This is a genomic window from Streptococcus mitis, assembly GCF_946190375.1.
In the GTDB taxonomy this organism is placed as follows: domain Bacteria; phylum Bacillota; class Bacilli; order Lactobacillales; family Streptococcaceae; genus Streptococcus; species Streptococcus mitis_CJ.
In genome coordinates this window covers 55,366-72,124 of sequence record NZ_CAMIAF010000011.1, presented here as the reverse complement: position 1 = coordinate 72,124, position 16,759 = coordinate 55,366, and the positions used below count along the sequence as shown (strand labels likewise).

Genomic DNA, 16,759 nt, shown 5'->3' with positions numbered 1-16,759 from the left:
GAAGATTTGTCTTTTTCACCAAGAGGTTAGGGAGTGCTCGATTTAGCATTACTAGTTTGATTTTTAAAACTCGAACGTCGTAATGATAAGAAGAAATCCAGAGGTTGCAACCCAGCCTCTGTTTTTCGATAAGATAGAGGATGTTACGTATGAAAAAAGTACTTTGTGTCATTTATCCTAATTTTTCTCTTTATGAGATAAGCGCTTTAACGAGTACTTTAGCTCTGTCTTTTGATATCACGATTGATTATGTAGCTTCTGAGAATTCGATGGTGGTCTCTGAGGATGGTTTGCCCTGTCAACCGACGAAAACATTGGATCAGATCCGTATAGAAGATTATTCTTGTGTGATTTTGCCAGGAATGGTAAATATAGGTCCTGCTCTACAAGATGAGAAATTGATCTCGTTTTTGAGAAGTCTTAATGAGCAAGGTATCCTAATTGCAGCCATTTCTTCAGCGCCCCTTTTATTGGCGAAAGCAGGTTTATTGAACGATACGAAATTTACAGGTGGGATTTGGCAAAACTTCTTTGACTATTTTGAATTTCTTCCACGTGAGAATTTCCAACCGAAAGTTCTTGTCCAAGATAAACAAATCATTACGGCTATAGGCTTTGCGCATCAAGAGTTTGCAAGAAAAGTGATTCTTAGTCTAGGGTTGGCAGAGAATACGGACAACTATTTTAAAGAACAGAACGAGTATGCTGAAGAGGATTTGATATTTACTCTATCAGATGAAGAGTTTGATCAAGTGAAGCAGAGTATAGAAAACAGCCTCTAAAGATTTACATGAAAATTATAGAAAGGAACAAGGGTGTTCAGGGAATTGAACACGGGTTCCCAAATTTCTTACTCAATATAAAAGAAAGGAATTGAACCCGACCTAAATTCTCGGAAAAAAGATAAATCTGCCTAGGAGCATCGCTCCAGCGTCAGATTTCCTATTTTTCAGTCGAATTTTACGGTCTTGGTATCTTGTATGAACAATACTGAATTTTATGATCGTCTGGGGGTGTCAAAAAACGCTTCGGCAGACGAGATCAAAAAGGCTTATCGTAAGCTTTCGAAAAAATATCACCCAGATATTAACAAGGAGCCTGGTGCTGAGGACAAGTACAAGGAAGTTCAAGAAGCCTATGAGACTTTGAGTGACGATCAAAAACGTGCTGCCTATGACCAATATGGTGCTGCGGGTGCCAATGGTGGCTTTGGAGGCTTCGGTGGTGGAGCTGGCGGTTTCAACGGGGCAGGAGGCTTCGGTGGTTTTGAAGATATCTTCTCAAGTTTCTTCGGAGGAGGCGGTGCTTCACGCAATCCAAATGCTCCTCGTCAGGGGGATGACCTCCAATACCGTGTGAATTTGACCTTTGAAGAAGCTATTTTTGGAGCTGAAAAAGAGGTTAAGTACAATCGTGAAGCAAGCTGTAGTACATGTAATGGCTCAGGTGCTAAGCCAGGAACAAGTCCAGTCACTTGTGGACGCTGTCATGGCGCTGGTGTCATTAACGTCGATACGCAGACTCCGCTTGGTATGATGCGTCGCCAAGTAACCTGTGATGTCTGTCACGGTCGCGGAAAAGAAATTAAAGATCCATGTACAACCTGTCACGGAACAGGGCATGAAAAACAAGCCCATAGTGTACATGTAAAAATCCCTGCTGGTGTGGAAACAGGTCAACAAATTCGCCTAGCAGGTCAAGGTGAAGCAGGATTTAATGGTGGACCTTATGGTGACTTGTATGTAGTGGTTTCTGTGGAAGCTAGCGACAAGTTTGAACGTGAAGGAACCACTATCTTCTACAATCTGAACCTCAACTTTGTCCAAGCAGCTCTTGGTGATACAGTTGATATCCCAACGGTTCACGGTGATGTTGAATTGGTTATCCCAGAGGGAACTCAGACTGGTAAGAAATTCCGTCTACGTGGCAAGGGAGCTCCGAGCCTTCGTGGCGGTGCAGTTGGTGACCAATACGTTACCGTTAATGTCGTAACACCGACAGGCTTGAACGAACGCCAAAAAGCAGCGCTTAAAGAATTCGCAGCTGCTGGTGATTTAAAAGTCAATCCAAAGAAAAAGGGATTCTTTGACCATATTAAAGATGCCTTTGAAGGAGAATAAAGCAAAAAGAGCCGAGTGGCTCTTTTTGTTTATAGATTTTTAAGACTTTCCTTAAGTAATGACGGACGGTAGCGATTTTCTTCGAAGTTTCATACCTAACCTTTGAGTCTAGGTCTCAAAGGTTCCGGACACTTGAAACCAAGCTGTTTCAGGTGTTTTCATTACGGCGGAAAGCCTAGGAAAGTCTTCGATTTAGTTATGAAACGGTGAATAATACTCTTCAAAAATCTCTTCAAACCACGTCAGCGTCGGCTTGTCGTATATATGTTACTGACTCCGTCAGTTCTATCCACAACCTCAAAACGGTGTTTTGAGCAGCCTGTGCCTAGCTTTCTAGTTTGCTCTTTGATTTTTATTGAGTATGAGTTTTCTAAATTGTGATGTATGGTTGATGGGGGATAACTTGTTTACATTTTTAAAAAGAGCCGTCGGGCTCTTTTTACTTATCTTCGATTTCCTGTGTTTCTTTGATGACAGCTAGTCTAGTCTGGATATCTTTTTCCAAGACCTTAAACTTGTAGGTGAGGTCTTCTTGGTATTCCTTGATGAGTTCTTTTTGCTGGTCAATGATTTGCAAGCTGTTTTGGATAATATCCACATCGTCCTTGATAGCTTGAACGCGGTCAGTGGTATTCAAGACTTCATCTGTGATGGTTTGGCGATTTTTTGTGACCAGATAACTTCCGGCTGCAGCTCCTGCAAATAGCAGTAGGTTGGATAATTTCATGGCAACTCCTTAGGCATTTTTGATGGTTTCAGCGACTTGAGCAAGTTTGTCAAAGTCTGGTTCGTGGGCGATAAAATCAATCTTGAGGTCATCGTCCGCACTGTAGCGAGGCACGAGGTGAACGTGGGTATGAAAGACGGTTTGCCCTGCGATTTCTTCACAGTTGGCAATGATATTCATACCAGCAGCCTTGGTAGCTTTCATGACTTTTTGAGCTACTTTTGGCACTTGGGCAAAGAGTTGACTGGCGCTAGTAGCGTCCATCTCTAAAAGATTACGATAGTGTTCTTTGGGTACGACCAAGGTATGTCCTGGTGTCACTTGAGAGATATCAAGAAAGGCAAGAACCTGCTCATCTTCATATACTTTTGAAGCAGGAATTTCCCCTGCGATGATTTTACAAAAAATGCAATCTGACATAAAATCTACCTCTACTGTATTGAATTTTGATATAATATAGCTACATTATACCAGATTTGGAGAAAATATGTTAGAAATTAAAAACCTGACTGGTGGCTATGTTCATGTCCCGGTCTTGAAAGATGTGTCCTTTACTGTTGAAAGTGGGCAGCTGGTCGGTCTGATTGGTCTCAATGGTGCTGGGAAATCGACGACTATTAATGAAATTATCGGTCTGTTGACACCTTATAGTGGCTCTATCAATATCAATGGCCTGACCCTGCAAGAAGATGCAACGAGCTACCGCAAGCAAATTGGCTACATTCCTGAGACACCTAGTCTGTATGAGGAATTGACTCTCAGAGAACATATCGAAACGGTTGCTATGGCTTATGGTATTGAGCAGAAAGTGGCTTTTGATCGAGTAGAACCTTTGTTAAAAATGTTTCGTTTGGATCAGAAATTAGACTGGTTCCCTGTTCATTTTTCAAAAGGGATGAAGCAAAAGGTCATGATTATCTGTGCTTTTGTGGTGGATCCAAGTCTTTTCATCGTGGATGAGCCTTTCCTTGGTCTGGATCCGCTGGCTATTGCGGACTTGATTCAGCTTTTGGAAGTGGAAAAGCAAAAAGGCAAGTCTATTCTCATGAGTACTCACGTGCTGGATTCGGCGGAGAAGATGTGTGATGCCTTTGTTATTCTTCACAAGGGAGAGGTGCGTGCCAAGGGGAATCTCCTGCAACTGCGCGAGGCCTTTGATATGCCTGAGGCTAGTTTGAATGATATTTACTTGGCTCTGACCAAAGAGGAGGAGCTATGAAAGACTTGTTTTTAAAGAGAAAGCAGGCTTTTCGTAAGGAGTGTGTCGGTTATCTGCGCTATGTTCTCAATGACCACTTTGTCTTGTTCCTGCTTGTCCTGCTGGGCTTTCTAGCCTACCAGTACAGTCAACTCTTACAACATTTTCCCGAAAATCATTGGCCTATCCTTTTGTTTGTAGGAATTACGTCTGTTTTACTTTTGCTTTGGGGAGGAATTGCTACCTATATGGAGGCTCCAGACAAGCTCTTTCTCTTAGTCGGAGAAGAGGAAATCAAACTCCATCTCAAGCGTCAAACTGGCATTTCCCTAGTCTTTTGGCTCTTTGTCCAGACCCTTTTCTTGCTGTTATTTGCGCCCTTATTTTTGGCAATGGGTTATGGCTTCCCTGTTTTTTTTGTCTATGTGCTTTTATTGGGGGTAGGAAAATATTTCCTCTTTCGTCAAAAGGCCAGCAAATTTTTCACTGAAAATAGACTGGACTGGGACTATGTCATTTCCCAAGAAAGCAAGCGTAAGCAAGTCTTGCTTCGTTTCTTTGCCCTCTTTACCCAGGTAAAGGGAATTTCAAACAGCGTCAAGCGTCGTGCCTATCTGGACTTTATCCTAAAGGTTGTTCAGAAGGTGCCTGGAAAGATTTGGCAAAATCTCTATCTGCGTTCTTATCTGCGAAATGGAGACCTCTTTGCTCTCAGTCTTCGTCTGCTCCTACTTTCCTTGCTGGCGCAGGTCTTTATCGAGCAATCTTGGATTGCGACAGCAGTGGTAGTGCTGTTTAACTACCTCTTGCTCTTCCAGTTGCTGGCCCTCTATCATGCCTTTGACTACCAGTATTTAACCCAACTCTTTCCGCTGGACAAGGGGCAAAAGGAAAAAGGCTTGCAGGCGGTAGTCCGAGGATTGACCAGTTTGGTCTTAGTAGTGGAATTAGTTGTTGGGTTGATTACCTTCCAAGAAAAACTAGCCCTTCTAGCCTTACTGGGAGCTGGTTTGGTTTTACTAGTCTTGTACTTACCTTATCAGGTCAAACGTCAGATGCAGGACTAACATTGCCTATATGATATTAAAAAAGAAGTTGAGTTCAGTTTGTCTCAACTTCTTTTATTTTCTACAGGATAATGGTTGGTCCGTAGAGACTCAACTTGGTCTTGACTTGGTCAAAGTGGAAGCTGTCATAGGCCCGCCAAGCGGCGCGAGTAGGAGCATCTGGATCAAGAGCGCTGAGTCCCATGAGAAGACTGGAAGTCTGATAAAATTTTTCCAGTTCAATCAAGACTCGATTATCCACTGTTTCAGCCTTGGCTAGAAAGCCAAGAATAGAGTTTAATTGCTCCTGAAAGCGGACGTCGTCAGCGGTTGCCTGTTTGCATGCTTGGTAGGCTTTGTTTAAGTCAGTAATCAAAGTCTGAGCTCTTTTGATGGGGTTTGTATCTGTCATGAGAATTCCTCCTCTAATACTCTTCGAAAATCTCTTCAAACCACGTCAGCGTCGCCTTACCGTAGGTATGGTAGTTCTATCCACAACCTCAAAACACTGTTTTTAGCAACCTGCGGCTAGCTTCCTAGTTTGCTTTTTGATTTTCGTTGAGTATAATCTGGGTGCTAGTCTTGTTTCTAGCACCTGTGTTTTGATACTGTCAGTTTATCACTTTTATCTCCTTTTTCAGCTTCAAATCTTTAATTGTCCTTGAAATTTCCTGAATGGTACTGTTAAGATTTTATGATAAAATAGTTGTAACCTCATCATGATGTTGTAGAAAAATAATCCTTTTAGGAGCTTTCAAAGACTGTTTAGGATTGGGTGCGCTTATGTGAGAACTTTTCTGTTATTCTTTTCTTAGGAGGAGAATCTAATGAAACATATGATTATTCAGACACAGAAAACAGTCTATAAAGTAAACGTCGACGATATCTACTATATCCAAACACATCCAACTAGGGCCCATACTGTACAGATTGTTACAGAAGAGGCTAGTTTTAATATGGTTCAAAATTTAAGCAATCTTGAGAAACAATATGGGGAAACCTTAACGAGATGTCATCGAAATTGTCTGGTTAACCTTGAACAAGTAAAATCCATGGATATTCAATCAAAGACCCTCTTTCTTGGAGAAGAAGGTCAATATGCTGTCAAGTATGCCAGACGTCGCTATAGAGAAATTCGTAAAAAATGGTTGAAACAAGGAGAGTAAGAAGATGAGAATATTTGTTTTAGAGGATGATTTTTCCCAGCAGGCTAGGATTGAAACGACGATTGAGAAACTTTTGAAAAAACATCATATCACTCCTAGCTCTTTTGAGGTCTTTGGCAAGCCAGACCAACTGCTGGCAGAGGTGCATGAGAAGGGAGCACATCAGCTATTCTTTTTGGACATTGAGATTCGAAATGAAGAGATGAAGGGTCTGGAAGTGGCTAGAAAGATTCGGGATAGGGATCCTTATGCCTTAATCGTCTTTGTGACGACTCACTCGGAGTTTATGCCCCTCTCCTTTCGCTACCAAGTGTCTGCTTTGGACTACATTGATAAGGCCCTTTCGGCAGAGGAGTTTGAGTCTCGGATCGAAACAGCCCTTCTCTATGCCAATAGTCAAGATAGTAAAAGTCTGGCGGAAGATTGCTTTTATTTTAAATCAAAATTTGCCCAATTCCAGTATCCTTTTAAAGAGGTTTACTATCTCGAAACATCGCCCAGAGCCCATCGTGTTATTCTCTATACCAAGACAGACAGGCTGGAATTTACAGCGAGTTTAGAGGAGGTTTTCAAGCAGGAGCCTCGTCTCTTGCAGTGCCACCGCTCTTTTCTCATCAATCCAGCCAATGTGATGCATTTGGATAAGAAAGAAAAACTGCTTTTCTTTCCCAATGGTGGAAGTTGTTTGATCGCGCGTTATAAGGTCAGGGAAGTGTCTGAGGCTATTAATAACTTACACTGAGCTAGGAGAATTTATGAATATTGCTTGGATATTATTATATACACTTATTACTAATGGGCTAGAAATTGTCATTTTCTTTAAGGTAGATGGAATTGGTCTCACTTTTGAGAGGATTTTTAAGGCCTTTCTTTTTAGGATACTGTTGGCCGTTGTTTTTGTAATGATTAGCTATATAGTAGGAAATACTTACCTATCTTATTTCACGAACCCCTTGTACGGCATAGGCTTGTCTTTCTTATTGTTAAGAGGGTTTCCTAAAAAACTCCTTTTCTTTTATGGTCTCTTTCCAATGATATTGGTGAATCTCTTTTATAGAGGTCTTTCTTATTTTGTGCTTCCATTTTTGGGACAAGGGCAAGTACATGATGATTACTCTTTGATTTGGTTGTGTATAATAATTTTCAATTTCTTCATTTCTCTAGCCTTTTTGAAATGGTTGGACTATGATTTCACTAGCTTGAGAAGGGAGATTCTTGATACAGGTTTTCAAAAGTCCCTGACTAAAATTAACTGGATAATGGGGGCTTACTATTTGGTGATACAAACTCTGTCTTACTTTGAATATGAGCAAGGTATTCAATCAAAGACTGTTCGCTATCTCATCCTAGTGTTTTACCTCCTCTTTTTTATGGGGGTTATCAAGAAATTGGATACCTATTTGAAGGACAAACTCCGTGAGAGACTGGACCAAGAGCAGACCTTGCGCTACAGAGATATGGAACGCTATAGTCGACATATAGAGGAACTTTACAAGGAAGTACGGAGCTTTCGCCATGACTACACCAACCTCTTGACCAGCTTACGTCTGGGCATTGAAGAGGAGGATATGGAGCAGATAAAAGAGGTCTATGGCTCCGTCTTAAAGGATTCCAGTCAGAAATTGCAGGACAATAAATATGACCTTGGTCGATTGGTGAATATTCGTGATAAATCCCTCAAAAGTCTTCTAGCAGGGAAATTTCTAAAAGCCAGAGATAAGAACATAGTCTTTAATGTCGAAGTTCCTGAGGAGATTCAGGTAGAGGGGATGAGTTTGCTTGATTTTCTAACCATTGTGTCTATCCTTTGTGACAATGCTATTGAAGCCAGTGCAGAGGCCAGTCAACCTCATGTTTCAATCGCCTTTTTAAAAAATGGAGCACAGGAGACCTTTATCATCGAAAATTCCATCAGAGAAGAGGGTATAGATGTTTCTGAAATCTTCTCTTTTGGAGTTAGTTCTAAAGGAGAGGACCGAGGTGTTGGGCTCTATACCGTCATGAAAATTGTGGAAAGTCATCCCAATACCAGTCTCAATACCACCTGTCAAGATCAAGTTTTTCGTCAGGTGCTTACTATGATACCTACAGAATGATGAAAAAAATAAGACCGAGAGTTCTTGTTACTCGGTCTTATTTTTTATAGTTGTATTGGATGATGAAGTCCTTTCGTATTGTTACGCTTAATTATATTAAGGTCGTATAAGATATCTTCCCACCATCCTCCACCTGTAATTTGATTGAGTTCGGTAGTTGTTAGTTCTTGAAATGAAGTTAGGTTTTGTTTCTTATCCATGTTATGATTCTCCTGTTTTATAAGATAATAAATAGTTATAGAGTGTTATCTGAAAATTAATCAGAATGGGTTAAGATTTTATCTTTGAAATAATCAAAATATGTTTTCTTTGCAGTTACACTAGTGACGCGACCTTGTAAGCCATATTGGATGAGTTTACTATCCTCATTAGATAGTTTTGCAAGAGCGGTTAATTTAAAGAGATTACCTTGCTCTGTTCTGGTAGGAGTTTGATCAATTGTCTGGAGTTGACCGATGATGGTAATGCCGTGATTTCCAATCTTCTCCAGTTTTAATCTTACAGTTTGTCCTTTATCTAGTAGAGGTAGATAGTCAGAAGATACGTAGTAAGTGATTAGTACTTCTCTTGTATCTGTGATGACAGGGAATATTTGAGCAATTTCTGTACCAGTTGGAATTCTATTTTTACCTTCAAATTCGCTGTTCAGATGAACGATTCCTTTACTTGGAGAGGTTAAAGTATTATTTTCCAAGCGCTGTGTCGCTTGATCTAGTTGTACTTTTAATTCTGTTAATTGATTCTCCACGGTCAGTTGTTGCTGAGAAGCTGTCTGTAAAAACTGAGTGCGGAGTACTTCAATTTTGGTTGCTAAACTATTATCATAAGTTGCTACACTTCCGATACCAGCTTGCTGAATTTTGAGGCTTGCGATAGATGATTCAAGACCTGCAATACTTTGATTAATTTGAGATAAAAATGGCTCTTCTGCAGTTCCTTGTGTTTGTCCTTGTGAGGCTACAAGATAACGATTCAAAATTGACTGGTGTGGATTGCCAGTTGGTAAGCGTGCTCTGTTATTTATGATAGCATCTCTCAGCTCTTGATATTCTCCAATCTGTTGTTGAACTTTTGTAATTTCTTGTTCGATGGCTGATGAACTGCTATTGGCAAGGTTGGCTTGATTTGAAACTTCAGTGTTAGTCTTTGAGATACCCAGTTCAATATCACGAGCTTGTTTGGTAAAATTCATAAAGGTATTATGGTAGCCAAACTCATCCTCACCAGAAAAAAGATCAGTAGTTTTTTCTAAGCTTTGTTTCAAAATTCCAAGTCCTTCTTTTTGCTTCTCAAGTCTTTGTAATTGAGTTTCTAAGGCAGTTTTCTGGCTCTCTTCCATTGTTTCAGAGTATTTGATGAGTAAGTCCCCTTTTTCAACTACTTGATTTGCCACTAAATGATTAGCAAGGATAGGATTATCACTGGTTGACTGAATGGATGCAATGACACTTGTAGGGGCGATTTCTCCTTGGGAAGTAACAGTAATTTCTTTTGTGGCAACAAGGGAGAAAATCAAGATGAAAGTAAATAGTAATGAAAGAGGTATAATTAACACTGTCGCATAGTTATGGTAACGTCTCTGATAAAACTCGACGCTTCTAAAAAGATTAGGATTCATGACATTCTCCTTATTTATTGAATAGATGATGGTAGAAACCTTGCGCCTGCATTAACTCTTGGTGGCTACCAACTTCAATGATTTTCCCCTGGTCAAGAACAATGACACGGTTAGTTCGTTCGGCTATACTGAGACGATGGGCTACAAAGAGAATGGTTTTATCAGTTAGGGACATAAGATTATCTATAACTTTTTTCTCAGTCAAGACATCAAGACCGCTAGTAGCTTCATCCAGTATTAAAACAGGAGATTTAGTTAAAAGAGCGCGAGCGAGGGCTATTCGTTGCTTCTGTCCTCCAGATAGACCAGATCCATCAGAGAGCTGAGTTTGATAGCCCATAGGCATTCTTTCAATGTCTTGACGGATTTCAGCTAATTCACAAGCTCTTAGAATATCTTCTTGGCTAATCATATGATTTCCGCCCAAAGTTAAGTTTTCCAAGATAGAGCCATTAAAGATATAGGCTTGTTGGGGTAGATAATTAATATGACGGCGCAAGACTTTTTTATCAATGTTTTTAATATCCTGATGATTGATGGAAATATGTCCTTTGTAGGGTTCAAAGAAATTGACAATCATTTTGGCTAAAGTTGTTTTACCAGAACCACTAACTCCAACTAGGCTAACCTTATCTCCTTGTTTAATCGTGAGATTAATATCTGTTAAGGTATCTCGCCCAAAACCATACTTATAAGAAAGGTCATCAAATTCAATATCGCCCATCAAAAAATGTGAATGAACAGGGTTTTCTTGAACTTGAAATTCAGATTCGACTAAATAGACTTCGTTCAAACGGTTATTAGCAACCTTCGCAGATTGGAGTTTGGTTTGGAGGTTGATAATATTTTCCATAGGAGTTGTAAAATAAGAAAGAAGTGTGTTAAAGGTAATCAGCTGACCGATAGAAATTTTACTCGACATGACTAATTGAGCGCCAAACCATAGGATAAGGATATTCAGAACTAATTTTGTTCCCTGCTTTAAACTCGTTTGTAAAATAGAATATTTACTGAGCTTAAAGGATTTTTCTAAATAATCTACAAATTCGCTGTCTATATTTTGATAGCGATTTTCTTCACTCGTGAGCGACTTTATAGTTTCAATCCCGTTGATATCTTCGATAATGGCAGAGCTAACCATAGAATTACTTTGCATGACATCATGGTTCATTTTTTCGAAAGGCTTCATAAAAGAAAAGATGATGAACATGTATATAGGAATGGAAATAAGAGAAAGAAGGAAGAGATTAGGGTTTTGTGCCAGCAAGACTCCCCCTACAAGAATCAGAATAGAAACATCCAGAAAAAGAGAAAGAATGGTAGAAGCCAAGGCATCTATAATAGAGTTAGCATCTGTGAACCGTGAAATGATTTCTCCTGTACGACGTGTCGCAAAGAAAGACATAGGAAGTTCAAAAATATGGCGAATATAGGATAAAATCACATCAATGCTTAATCTCTGGCTCAGAACGGTTAGGAGATAATCTCTGGAGAAGCTCATGATTTGTTGGAGGATATAGGTGATAACCAGACCAACTGAGATGATTCCTAAAGTTGATTTCATCTGATTTGGGATGTATTCATCTAAGATTCCTTGGAGATAATAAGAACCACCTATATTGATAATCGTGACCAATAAACTTGAGAGAACAATGTAAGCAATGAGAGATTTTTGTTTGAAAATCAGAGGAAGGAAGCTTAGTAGACCATTCTTTTTATCTTTATGGGGTTGATAGCTGGGTTTGGGAGCTAGAAAAATAGCTACTCCAGTCCATTCAGAGAAAAAGCGTTCTTTTGACATTTTGGTGATTTTTACAGAAGGGTCAGGATCACCAATAATCAGATAGTCTTTCTTTGTTTGATAGACAACATAGTAATGTTGGAGTTTTCCTTCTTTGTTAACGTGAACGATAAATGGATAGGGGACATCACTCATGTCAAAGAGAGTTTTATCTGCTTGAACAGGTCTTGTTTCAAAGCCCATTTCATCAGCGGCTTTTACAATGCCAAGAGCAGTCGTCCCTTCTTTATTGGTCTTTGCAAGTTCTCTCAAGTGAGCTAGAGAAAAATCTGAACCATAGAATTTAGCAATCGAGGCTAAGGCAGCAACACCGCAGTCTCTAGCATCTATTTGAGGAACAAATGTACGTTTATAAGAAGTCATTGGCAATTCCTTTCATTTTCATATAGTAGATAGGTATATTATGCCATAAAAATAAGTTCATATTTTATGAAATCTTGAATAGTCATTGAAACTTCCTGAATGGTAAAAAAGTGATTAGAAATTATCTTTTAAAAAAATTTTAGAGGTGGTTTTAAATAAAAAAGCTAATTTAAGACGTTTCGATGACAATTCAAGATTTGGATGAAAAATTTTAAAAAACAATGATATACTAAACTTGTCAAAGTTGCAACAGGACAAAAATTAAAAATAAAAAAAGGAGGTATTCATCATGAATACAAAAACAATGTCACAATTTGCAATTATGGATACTGAGATGCTTGATAGAATAGAGGGAGGAATATTTGGGGTTGACGATGTTGTGTTTTGGACAGGGGTAGGCAGCTATGTTGCAGGTAGAGTTGTTGATGCAGCAATTGATGATTTTACGAATCAATGCCGGAAAAATCCTCATCAGTGGTTCTGTGTTCATGTATAGATATAATAGTGTTGTATTGTAAATGACCTATGCACGGATAGAAGCTGTTCTTTGCAAACGAGTCGCTTATTCAATATAAGTTTACGTGCTCCTAGTCACAGTTAGTTGTGCTTGATGGAAAGAATGACACCTATAAAAATGCGAGGTAGTGGCTATACCACTCACTTATTCACCTCCCCGTGATTTGTAGTAGTGATAGGCTTTCTCACTATTATTATAAAACAAAATAAAGAGCACAACACTTTTTCATTCTGTGTTGTGCCTTGAGTGAAACGAAAGGAATGAATTATAACGATGAAAAAAAACGATTATATTGCTTTGAATGAAGTAGAATTAGAGACAATTAGTGGTGGAGATGACTGTTTTATTGGAGATGTTGGATGTATTGGCTGGGGGATTTTGAAGAGTATCGGAGGGATGATAAAACCTGGTCCATATGTTCCTCCAGTATGCATTCCAAAAAGTTCATGGAATCCTGCACCTCCAGTTCCATGTTAAAAGGTGATTGTAAACTTCTATAAAAAATTGAATAATCGACTTGTTCGGCATCTTGTTGAATCTACAGAACTATAATATACAGGTTCTGTTAAGGATTATTTTAGCTGATTTAAATAGGTGAAAACTAAAAACTAATGGCTAGTTGGAACGTTAAAAATTAACTGTCTAATCAGCTAATCTTGCTTCAAATAATTCCTGAACAAGTCTGATAAATTAAACGAATAAGATAGGTTATTAACACAGTCTTGTTCGTTTTTTCTAATACATTATTTAATTAATACACTTATAAAATTGGAAAGCGGTAGAGGTAAGAAATACTACCACAGATTTATTATTAACTTTGTCAGTATTGTTTGAAATATCAAAAAGTATTTTAAACTATATGTGTTTAGTTCTTTAGTTTGATTGTTGTTGAGTATAACTATTTTTGTATAGATGAAAAACTTGTTATTGTTCAAGATGTTTTGGTGACCTTTTATGATTTGAGTGATTCAAAATCAAAATGAGTGCTATACTAGCAGTGTAAAGGTTGTAGCTAAACTAAGATAAAGAATACATTTAGGAGGAAATCTTATGAAGAGAAAAATATTTATCATTTTAACCTTGTATCTGATCATGTCTATTTTTCTTTATCCGCTTAGAGAGAGTATTTGGTATAACCTATTTTATACCATAGCCTATTTGATTGCAGTTAAGATCTATTTTGCTTTAATTAAAAAGAAAGAAAAGAAATGAAAACTTTTATTGCTAAAAAACGGAATATCTTCCTTATGAGATTGTTCCTAGGTCAGTTGCCCTTGCTTGTCTCCACTTATCTATTTCTATCTCGTCAGTTTTTAAATTTTTCCTTGGTTTTCCAATTTCTTTTAGTGATTATTAACTTGTCTTCTATTTTGGCTACTGTTTATCTCACTAGGGAAATGAGGATAAGAGAGTTTGAAGATGATGATTTGGTTAGTCCTAGAACCAATCAATTCATGTATATCGGCTTGACAGGCTTTATGTCTATTATTTGTTTGTATAGAGGTATCACAGCAGGAGAATTCTATCAACAATTAATTGCCTATATTGGGGCTATTCTCTGCTTGCTTATCATGCTTCTGCTCATTTGGGGCTTGAAGTATTATAAAAAGTAGAGCTTAATGAAGTATAAAGGGGTAAGTGTTTTCGAAATACTTACCCCTTTATAATAAAGTTTTTGCAATTCAAGATGTTTCGATGACCATTTAAGATTTAGATGAATTTATAATTTTAAATAAGGTAAGATAAAGATAACAAATGTAAAGGAGTATTCTTATGAAGAAACAAAATATAAAATCGCTATTACTTGTACCACTTGTATTTGCATCTATTACTACGGGTGTTGTATATGCAGAAGAACAGCCTACTACTTCATCTATTCAGACGAATGATAGTTCTCTTGTGGCACCAGATTTGCCATCGTCTAAGGAAAAGGTGGAGCATAAGCCTTCTGTTGTAACCCCAGAAGAGTATGAGAAGAATGTTACGGACTTTAAAAAGATAGATATTGAAGCTGTTCGTCAATCTTTTACAGAGGATCAATTGGAACATACTATTTATTTTGGTAGAAAAACTTGCTCTCATTGCCGTCAATTTTCTCCTGAATTAAAAGAATTTAATAACTTGATTGAAAAGAAGTTAGAGTATTATGATTTGGATGGTAAGGATTTTGATGGGGAAGCGAGAGAGTTTCTATTTAAAAAAGTCGGTATTCCAGGAACACCAACAATTTTGTATTTAAAAAATGGACATCCGATATCTGGATGGGTTGGTGGCGGAGCAACTGCACAACAGGTTTATGATTATATGTACTCGAGAAATTCACCTAAGCAAACGGAGACAGTGAAATCTTCTGAGGAAACAGTAACAGAAAGGGTTCGTGATGAGAATACTAGAAGTGATAGCATGAGTATTAGTGATAAAGTTGTAAGTGAAAGCAAAGGTATGAGTGATGAAAAAAGAACCGAAATGAAAATATCCAATGCTAATCCCAATTCTAATAGTGAAAATAGTGGGAAAGTGGAGAGTATAAACTCAACTTCTAAAGCTAAAACTACTCAATCTGGCAATTTAGCAATGTTAGACAATAAGAATCAATCGGAAACTCTCAAACCTATTTTTGATGTTGATCAAGAAAATAAAACTCCTTTAACCGATGTTAAGGGGACTGATTATGTAAGCGAATCTATTACTTCGAATGAAAAATTATTACCGAAAACAGGAGAGGAAGAAAGTTACCAACTGATTCGGCTAGCTATCGCGTTTTTTATGGCTTCTATAATGATTAAAGTGAAACAAAAAATTCATAAATAAAAATAGATGGTAAACAGGTGCAATGATATTATTTGTTTGTAATAACATATAGCTAACATTTTCCTATAGACAAGAGTGAGAAGATAGGTGTATTTATTTTATATATAAAAGATTATAATTGTATATGAAATGGACCGAATGGTAAAAGGTCAAGTATTTCCGAAATACTTTCTTTTTCGATTATTTTAACGCCTCAAGATGTTTTGATGACTATTTATGATTTGGATGGAAAATTTCAAAAAAATAGTAGTATACTAACATTGTTAAGGTTGTAGTCGAAAGTGGAATACCAACTCTTATAGAGGAGAAAACTAACCACTTTTAGAGGATTAAATAGTAGTTGATGCATAGGTAAAAAGAATGGTAAATAGCTAGTATTAGCGGAAGTAGAAAAGTTAAAAATGAAAGGAAATTATCATGAGTAAAAATAGTAGAACAGAAAAAGCTAAAGTAACAGAAAGTGCAGATTTTGGAGCATATTTTTTAATCTTAGCAGTTTTAGCCGTCGGGGCGCTTGCTTATTTTTCAGAAGATTTTGGGACAAGGTGGGCAAAAGTTATAGAAATAGTCGGAGCACCGTTTTCTTTAGGTTTAGGTTTTTTTGCTTTTGATAAAGGTTTTGAACTGCTAAACGATTATAAAAAGAATAAAAGAAAAGAAGACGAAGAGGAAGAAAAAAACAACAATCAGAACTAAAAAATGTAAAATAAAGGGGTAAAAAATGGCAAGGAAAAAGAAGTCACTTGGAGAAGAATATGGGAAAATGGTGTTATCAAGTACGATAGCAACCTATGAAAAAGCAATCAATGCTGAAAATAACATTTTCAGATGAAAAGATGGAGGAACTAGATAACATACTATCTAATGGAATGGGTGGGGTTGCTTTATGGAGTACAAGCATACGGTATTCTAATAGGACGAAAATAAAAAGAAGCATCCCTCGTGAATACAAAAACAATGTTTCAATTTGCAGAAGCTAACAGCTAAAGTTTCTCTTTATCCAGCCTGACTTTCGATAAGTTAGATGTTATATTATTCGAGGTATTCTATATGAATAAGAAATCCTTTTTTATCATCTGTTCTACGTTAATCATAGCATCGAATCTTCTCATGATTTCCGTGGTGAACAAGGGAGAAGAAACGGGTAGCAATCTGTTTGTGATTGCTATAGCCTGTGTTATGTTACCATCATTTTTATATGCTGTTGAGAACCGAATGGCTTCTTTAATTAGGACAGGGTCAGTAGCTTTACTCTTATTGACAGTATTGTCTTTAGTCCGTCTTGTCAACAGAATA

Annotated in this window: 18 protein-coding genes; 12 read left to right on the top strand and 6 right to left on the bottom strand. The window is 37.7% G+C overall.

The genetic code is table 11. The features are described 5' to 3' along the window. Positions 1-149 precede the first annotated feature (149 nt). Both N8M09_RS06610 and dnaJ read left to right on the top strand, forming a co-directional pair. Positions 150-782 carry a DJ-1/PfpI family protein gene (locus N8M09_RS06610; protein WP_261064643.1) on the top strand — a complete coding sequence of 211 codons (633 nt, stop codon included), beginning with the start codon at positions 150-152 and terminating at the stop codon, positions 780-782. A gap of 198 nt (positions 783-980) precedes the next feature. After that, positions 981-2,120, top strand: coding sequence for a molecular chaperone DnaJ (gene dnaJ, locus N8M09_RS06605; protein WP_261064642.1), 1,140 nt, complete (start codon positions 981-983; stop codon positions 2,118-2,120). A gap of 439 nt (positions 2,121-2,559) precedes the next feature. On the opposite strand, the gene N8M09_RS06600 is transcribed toward dnaJ, so the two are convergent. After that, complete coding sequence (locus tag N8M09_RS06600) at positions 2,560-2,847, bottom strand: hypothetical protein (protein WP_000777754.1); 288 nt, start codon at positions 2,845-2,847, stop codon at positions 2,560-2,562. Between the two features lie 9 nt (positions 2,848-2,856). Next, complete coding sequence (locus tag N8M09_RS06595; RefSeq protein ID WP_001278317.1) at positions 2,857-3,267, bottom strand: HIT family protein; 411 nt, start codon at positions 3,265-3,267, stop codon at positions 2,857-2,859. A gap of 67 nt (positions 3,268-3,334) precedes the next feature. On the opposite strand from N8M09_RS06595, the gene N8M09_RS06590 reads away from it, so the two are divergent. Both N8M09_RS06590 and N8M09_RS06585 read left to right on the top strand, forming a co-directional pair. After that, positions 3,335-4,066, top strand: coding sequence for an ABC transporter ATP-binding protein (locus N8M09_RS06590; RefSeq protein ID WP_000889954.1), 732 nt, complete (start codon positions 3,335-3,337; stop codon positions 4,064-4,066). Then, positions 4,063-5,112 carry an ABC transporter permease gene (locus tag N8M09_RS06585; protein ID WP_261064641.1) on the top strand — a complete coding sequence of 350 codons (1,050 nt, stop codon included), beginning with the start codon at positions 4,063-4,065 and terminating at the stop codon, positions 5,110-5,112. Before N8M09_RS06590 ends, N8M09_RS06585 begins: the two co-directional genes overlap by 4 nt. Before the next feature lie 61 nt (positions 5,113-5,173). Here N8M09_RS06585 and N8M09_RS06580 read toward each other — a convergent pair whose 3' ends face one another. Continuing rightward, positions 5,174-5,503, bottom strand: a complete 330-nt coding sequence (locus N8M09_RS06580) for a helicase BlpT (protein ID WP_261064640.1) — start codon at positions 5,501-5,503, stop codon at positions 5,174-5,176. A gap of 415 nt (positions 5,504-5,918) precedes the next feature. On the opposite strand from N8M09_RS06580, the gene N8M09_RS06575 reads away from it, so the two are divergent. Genes N8M09_RS06575 through N8M09_RS06565 form a run of 3 tightly spaced genes read left to right on the top strand, consistent with a single transcriptional unit; the run spans position 5,919 to position 8,353 of the window. Then, positions 5,919-6,257 (top strand): LytTR family DNA-binding domain-containing protein, encoded by a 339-nt coding sequence (locus N8M09_RS06575; protein ID WP_261064639.1) that lies wholly within the window; start codon positions 5,919-5,921, stop codon positions 6,255-6,257. 4 nt (positions 6,258-6,261) lie between these two features. Further along, the gene (locus N8M09_RS06570) at positions 6,262-6,999 is read left to right on the top strand and encodes a response regulator transcription factor (RefSeq protein ID WP_049533682.1); all 738 of its coding nucleotides are present in this window, start codon (positions 6,262-6,264) and stop codon (positions 6,997-6,999) included. 13 nt (positions 7,000-7,012) lie between these two features. Further along, positions 7,013-8,353, top strand: coding sequence for a sensor histidine kinase (locus N8M09_RS06565; protein ID WP_049533684.1), 1,341 nt, complete (start codon positions 7,013-7,015; stop codon positions 8,351-8,353). Positions 8,354-8,397: 44 nt separating this feature from the next. Here N8M09_RS06565 and blpC read toward each other — a convergent pair whose 3' ends face one another. The 3 genes from blpC to blpA are packed head-to-tail and all read right to left on the bottom strand — an operon-like array spanning position 8,398 to position 12,135. Beyond that, entirely contained in the window at positions 8,398-8,553 is a 156-nt protein-coding gene (gene blpC / locus N8M09_RS06560) for a quorum-sensing system pheromone BlpC (RefSeq protein ID WP_049521285.1), read from the bottom strand. A gap of 56 nt (positions 8,554-8,609) precedes the next feature. Further along, on the bottom strand, positions 8,610-9,971 hold the full coding sequence (blpB, locus tag N8M09_RS06555) for a peptide export ABC transport accessory protein BlpB (RefSeq protein WP_261064638.1): 1,362 nt from the start codon (positions 9,969-9,971) through the stop codon (positions 8,610-8,612). 10 nt (positions 9,972-9,981) lie between these two features. Continuing rightward, the gene (blpA, locus tag N8M09_RS06550) at positions 9,982-12,135 is read right to left on the bottom strand and encodes a peptide cleavage/export ABC transporter BlpA (protein ID WP_261064637.1); all 2,154 of its coding nucleotides are present in this window, start codon (positions 12,133-12,135) and stop codon (positions 9,982-9,984) included. A gap of 289 nt (positions 12,136-12,424) precedes the next feature. Between blpA and N8M09_RS06545 the strand changes: the two genes are divergently transcribed. The 5 genes from N8M09_RS06545 (at position 12,425) to N8M09_RS06525 (ending at position 16,159) form a co-directional block, all read left to right on the top strand. After that, on the top strand, positions 12,425-12,631 hold the full coding sequence (locus N8M09_RS06545) for a ComC/BlpC family leader-containing pheromone/bacteriocin (RefSeq protein WP_049521282.1): 207 nt from the start codon (positions 12,425-12,427) through the stop codon (positions 12,629-12,631). A 294-nt stretch (positions 12,632-12,925) separates the two neighbouring features. Then, positions 12,926-13,129: a hypothetical protein gene (locus tag N8M09_RS06540; protein WP_049521281.1), complete on the top strand. Its 204-nt coding sequence runs from the start codon at positions 12,926-12,928 to the stop codon at positions 13,127-13,129. A gap of 731 nt (positions 13,130-13,860) precedes the next feature. Next, a complete protein-coding gene (locus N8M09_RS06535; RefSeq protein ID WP_261064633.1) occupies positions 13,861-14,265 on the top strand; it encodes an immunity protein in 405 nt (134 codons plus the stop codon). 160 nt (positions 14,266-14,425) lie between these two features. Next, a complete protein-coding gene (locus N8M09_RS06530) occupies positions 14,426-15,463 on the top strand; it encodes a DUF6568 family protein (protein ID WP_049521278.1) in 1,038 nt (345 codons plus the stop codon). Positions 15,464-15,880: 417 nt separating this feature from the next. Continuing rightward, entirely contained in the window at positions 15,881-16,159 is a 279-nt protein-coding gene (locus N8M09_RS06525) for a hypothetical protein (protein WP_261064630.1), read from the top strand. Positions 16,160-16,759 lie beyond the last annotated feature (600 nt).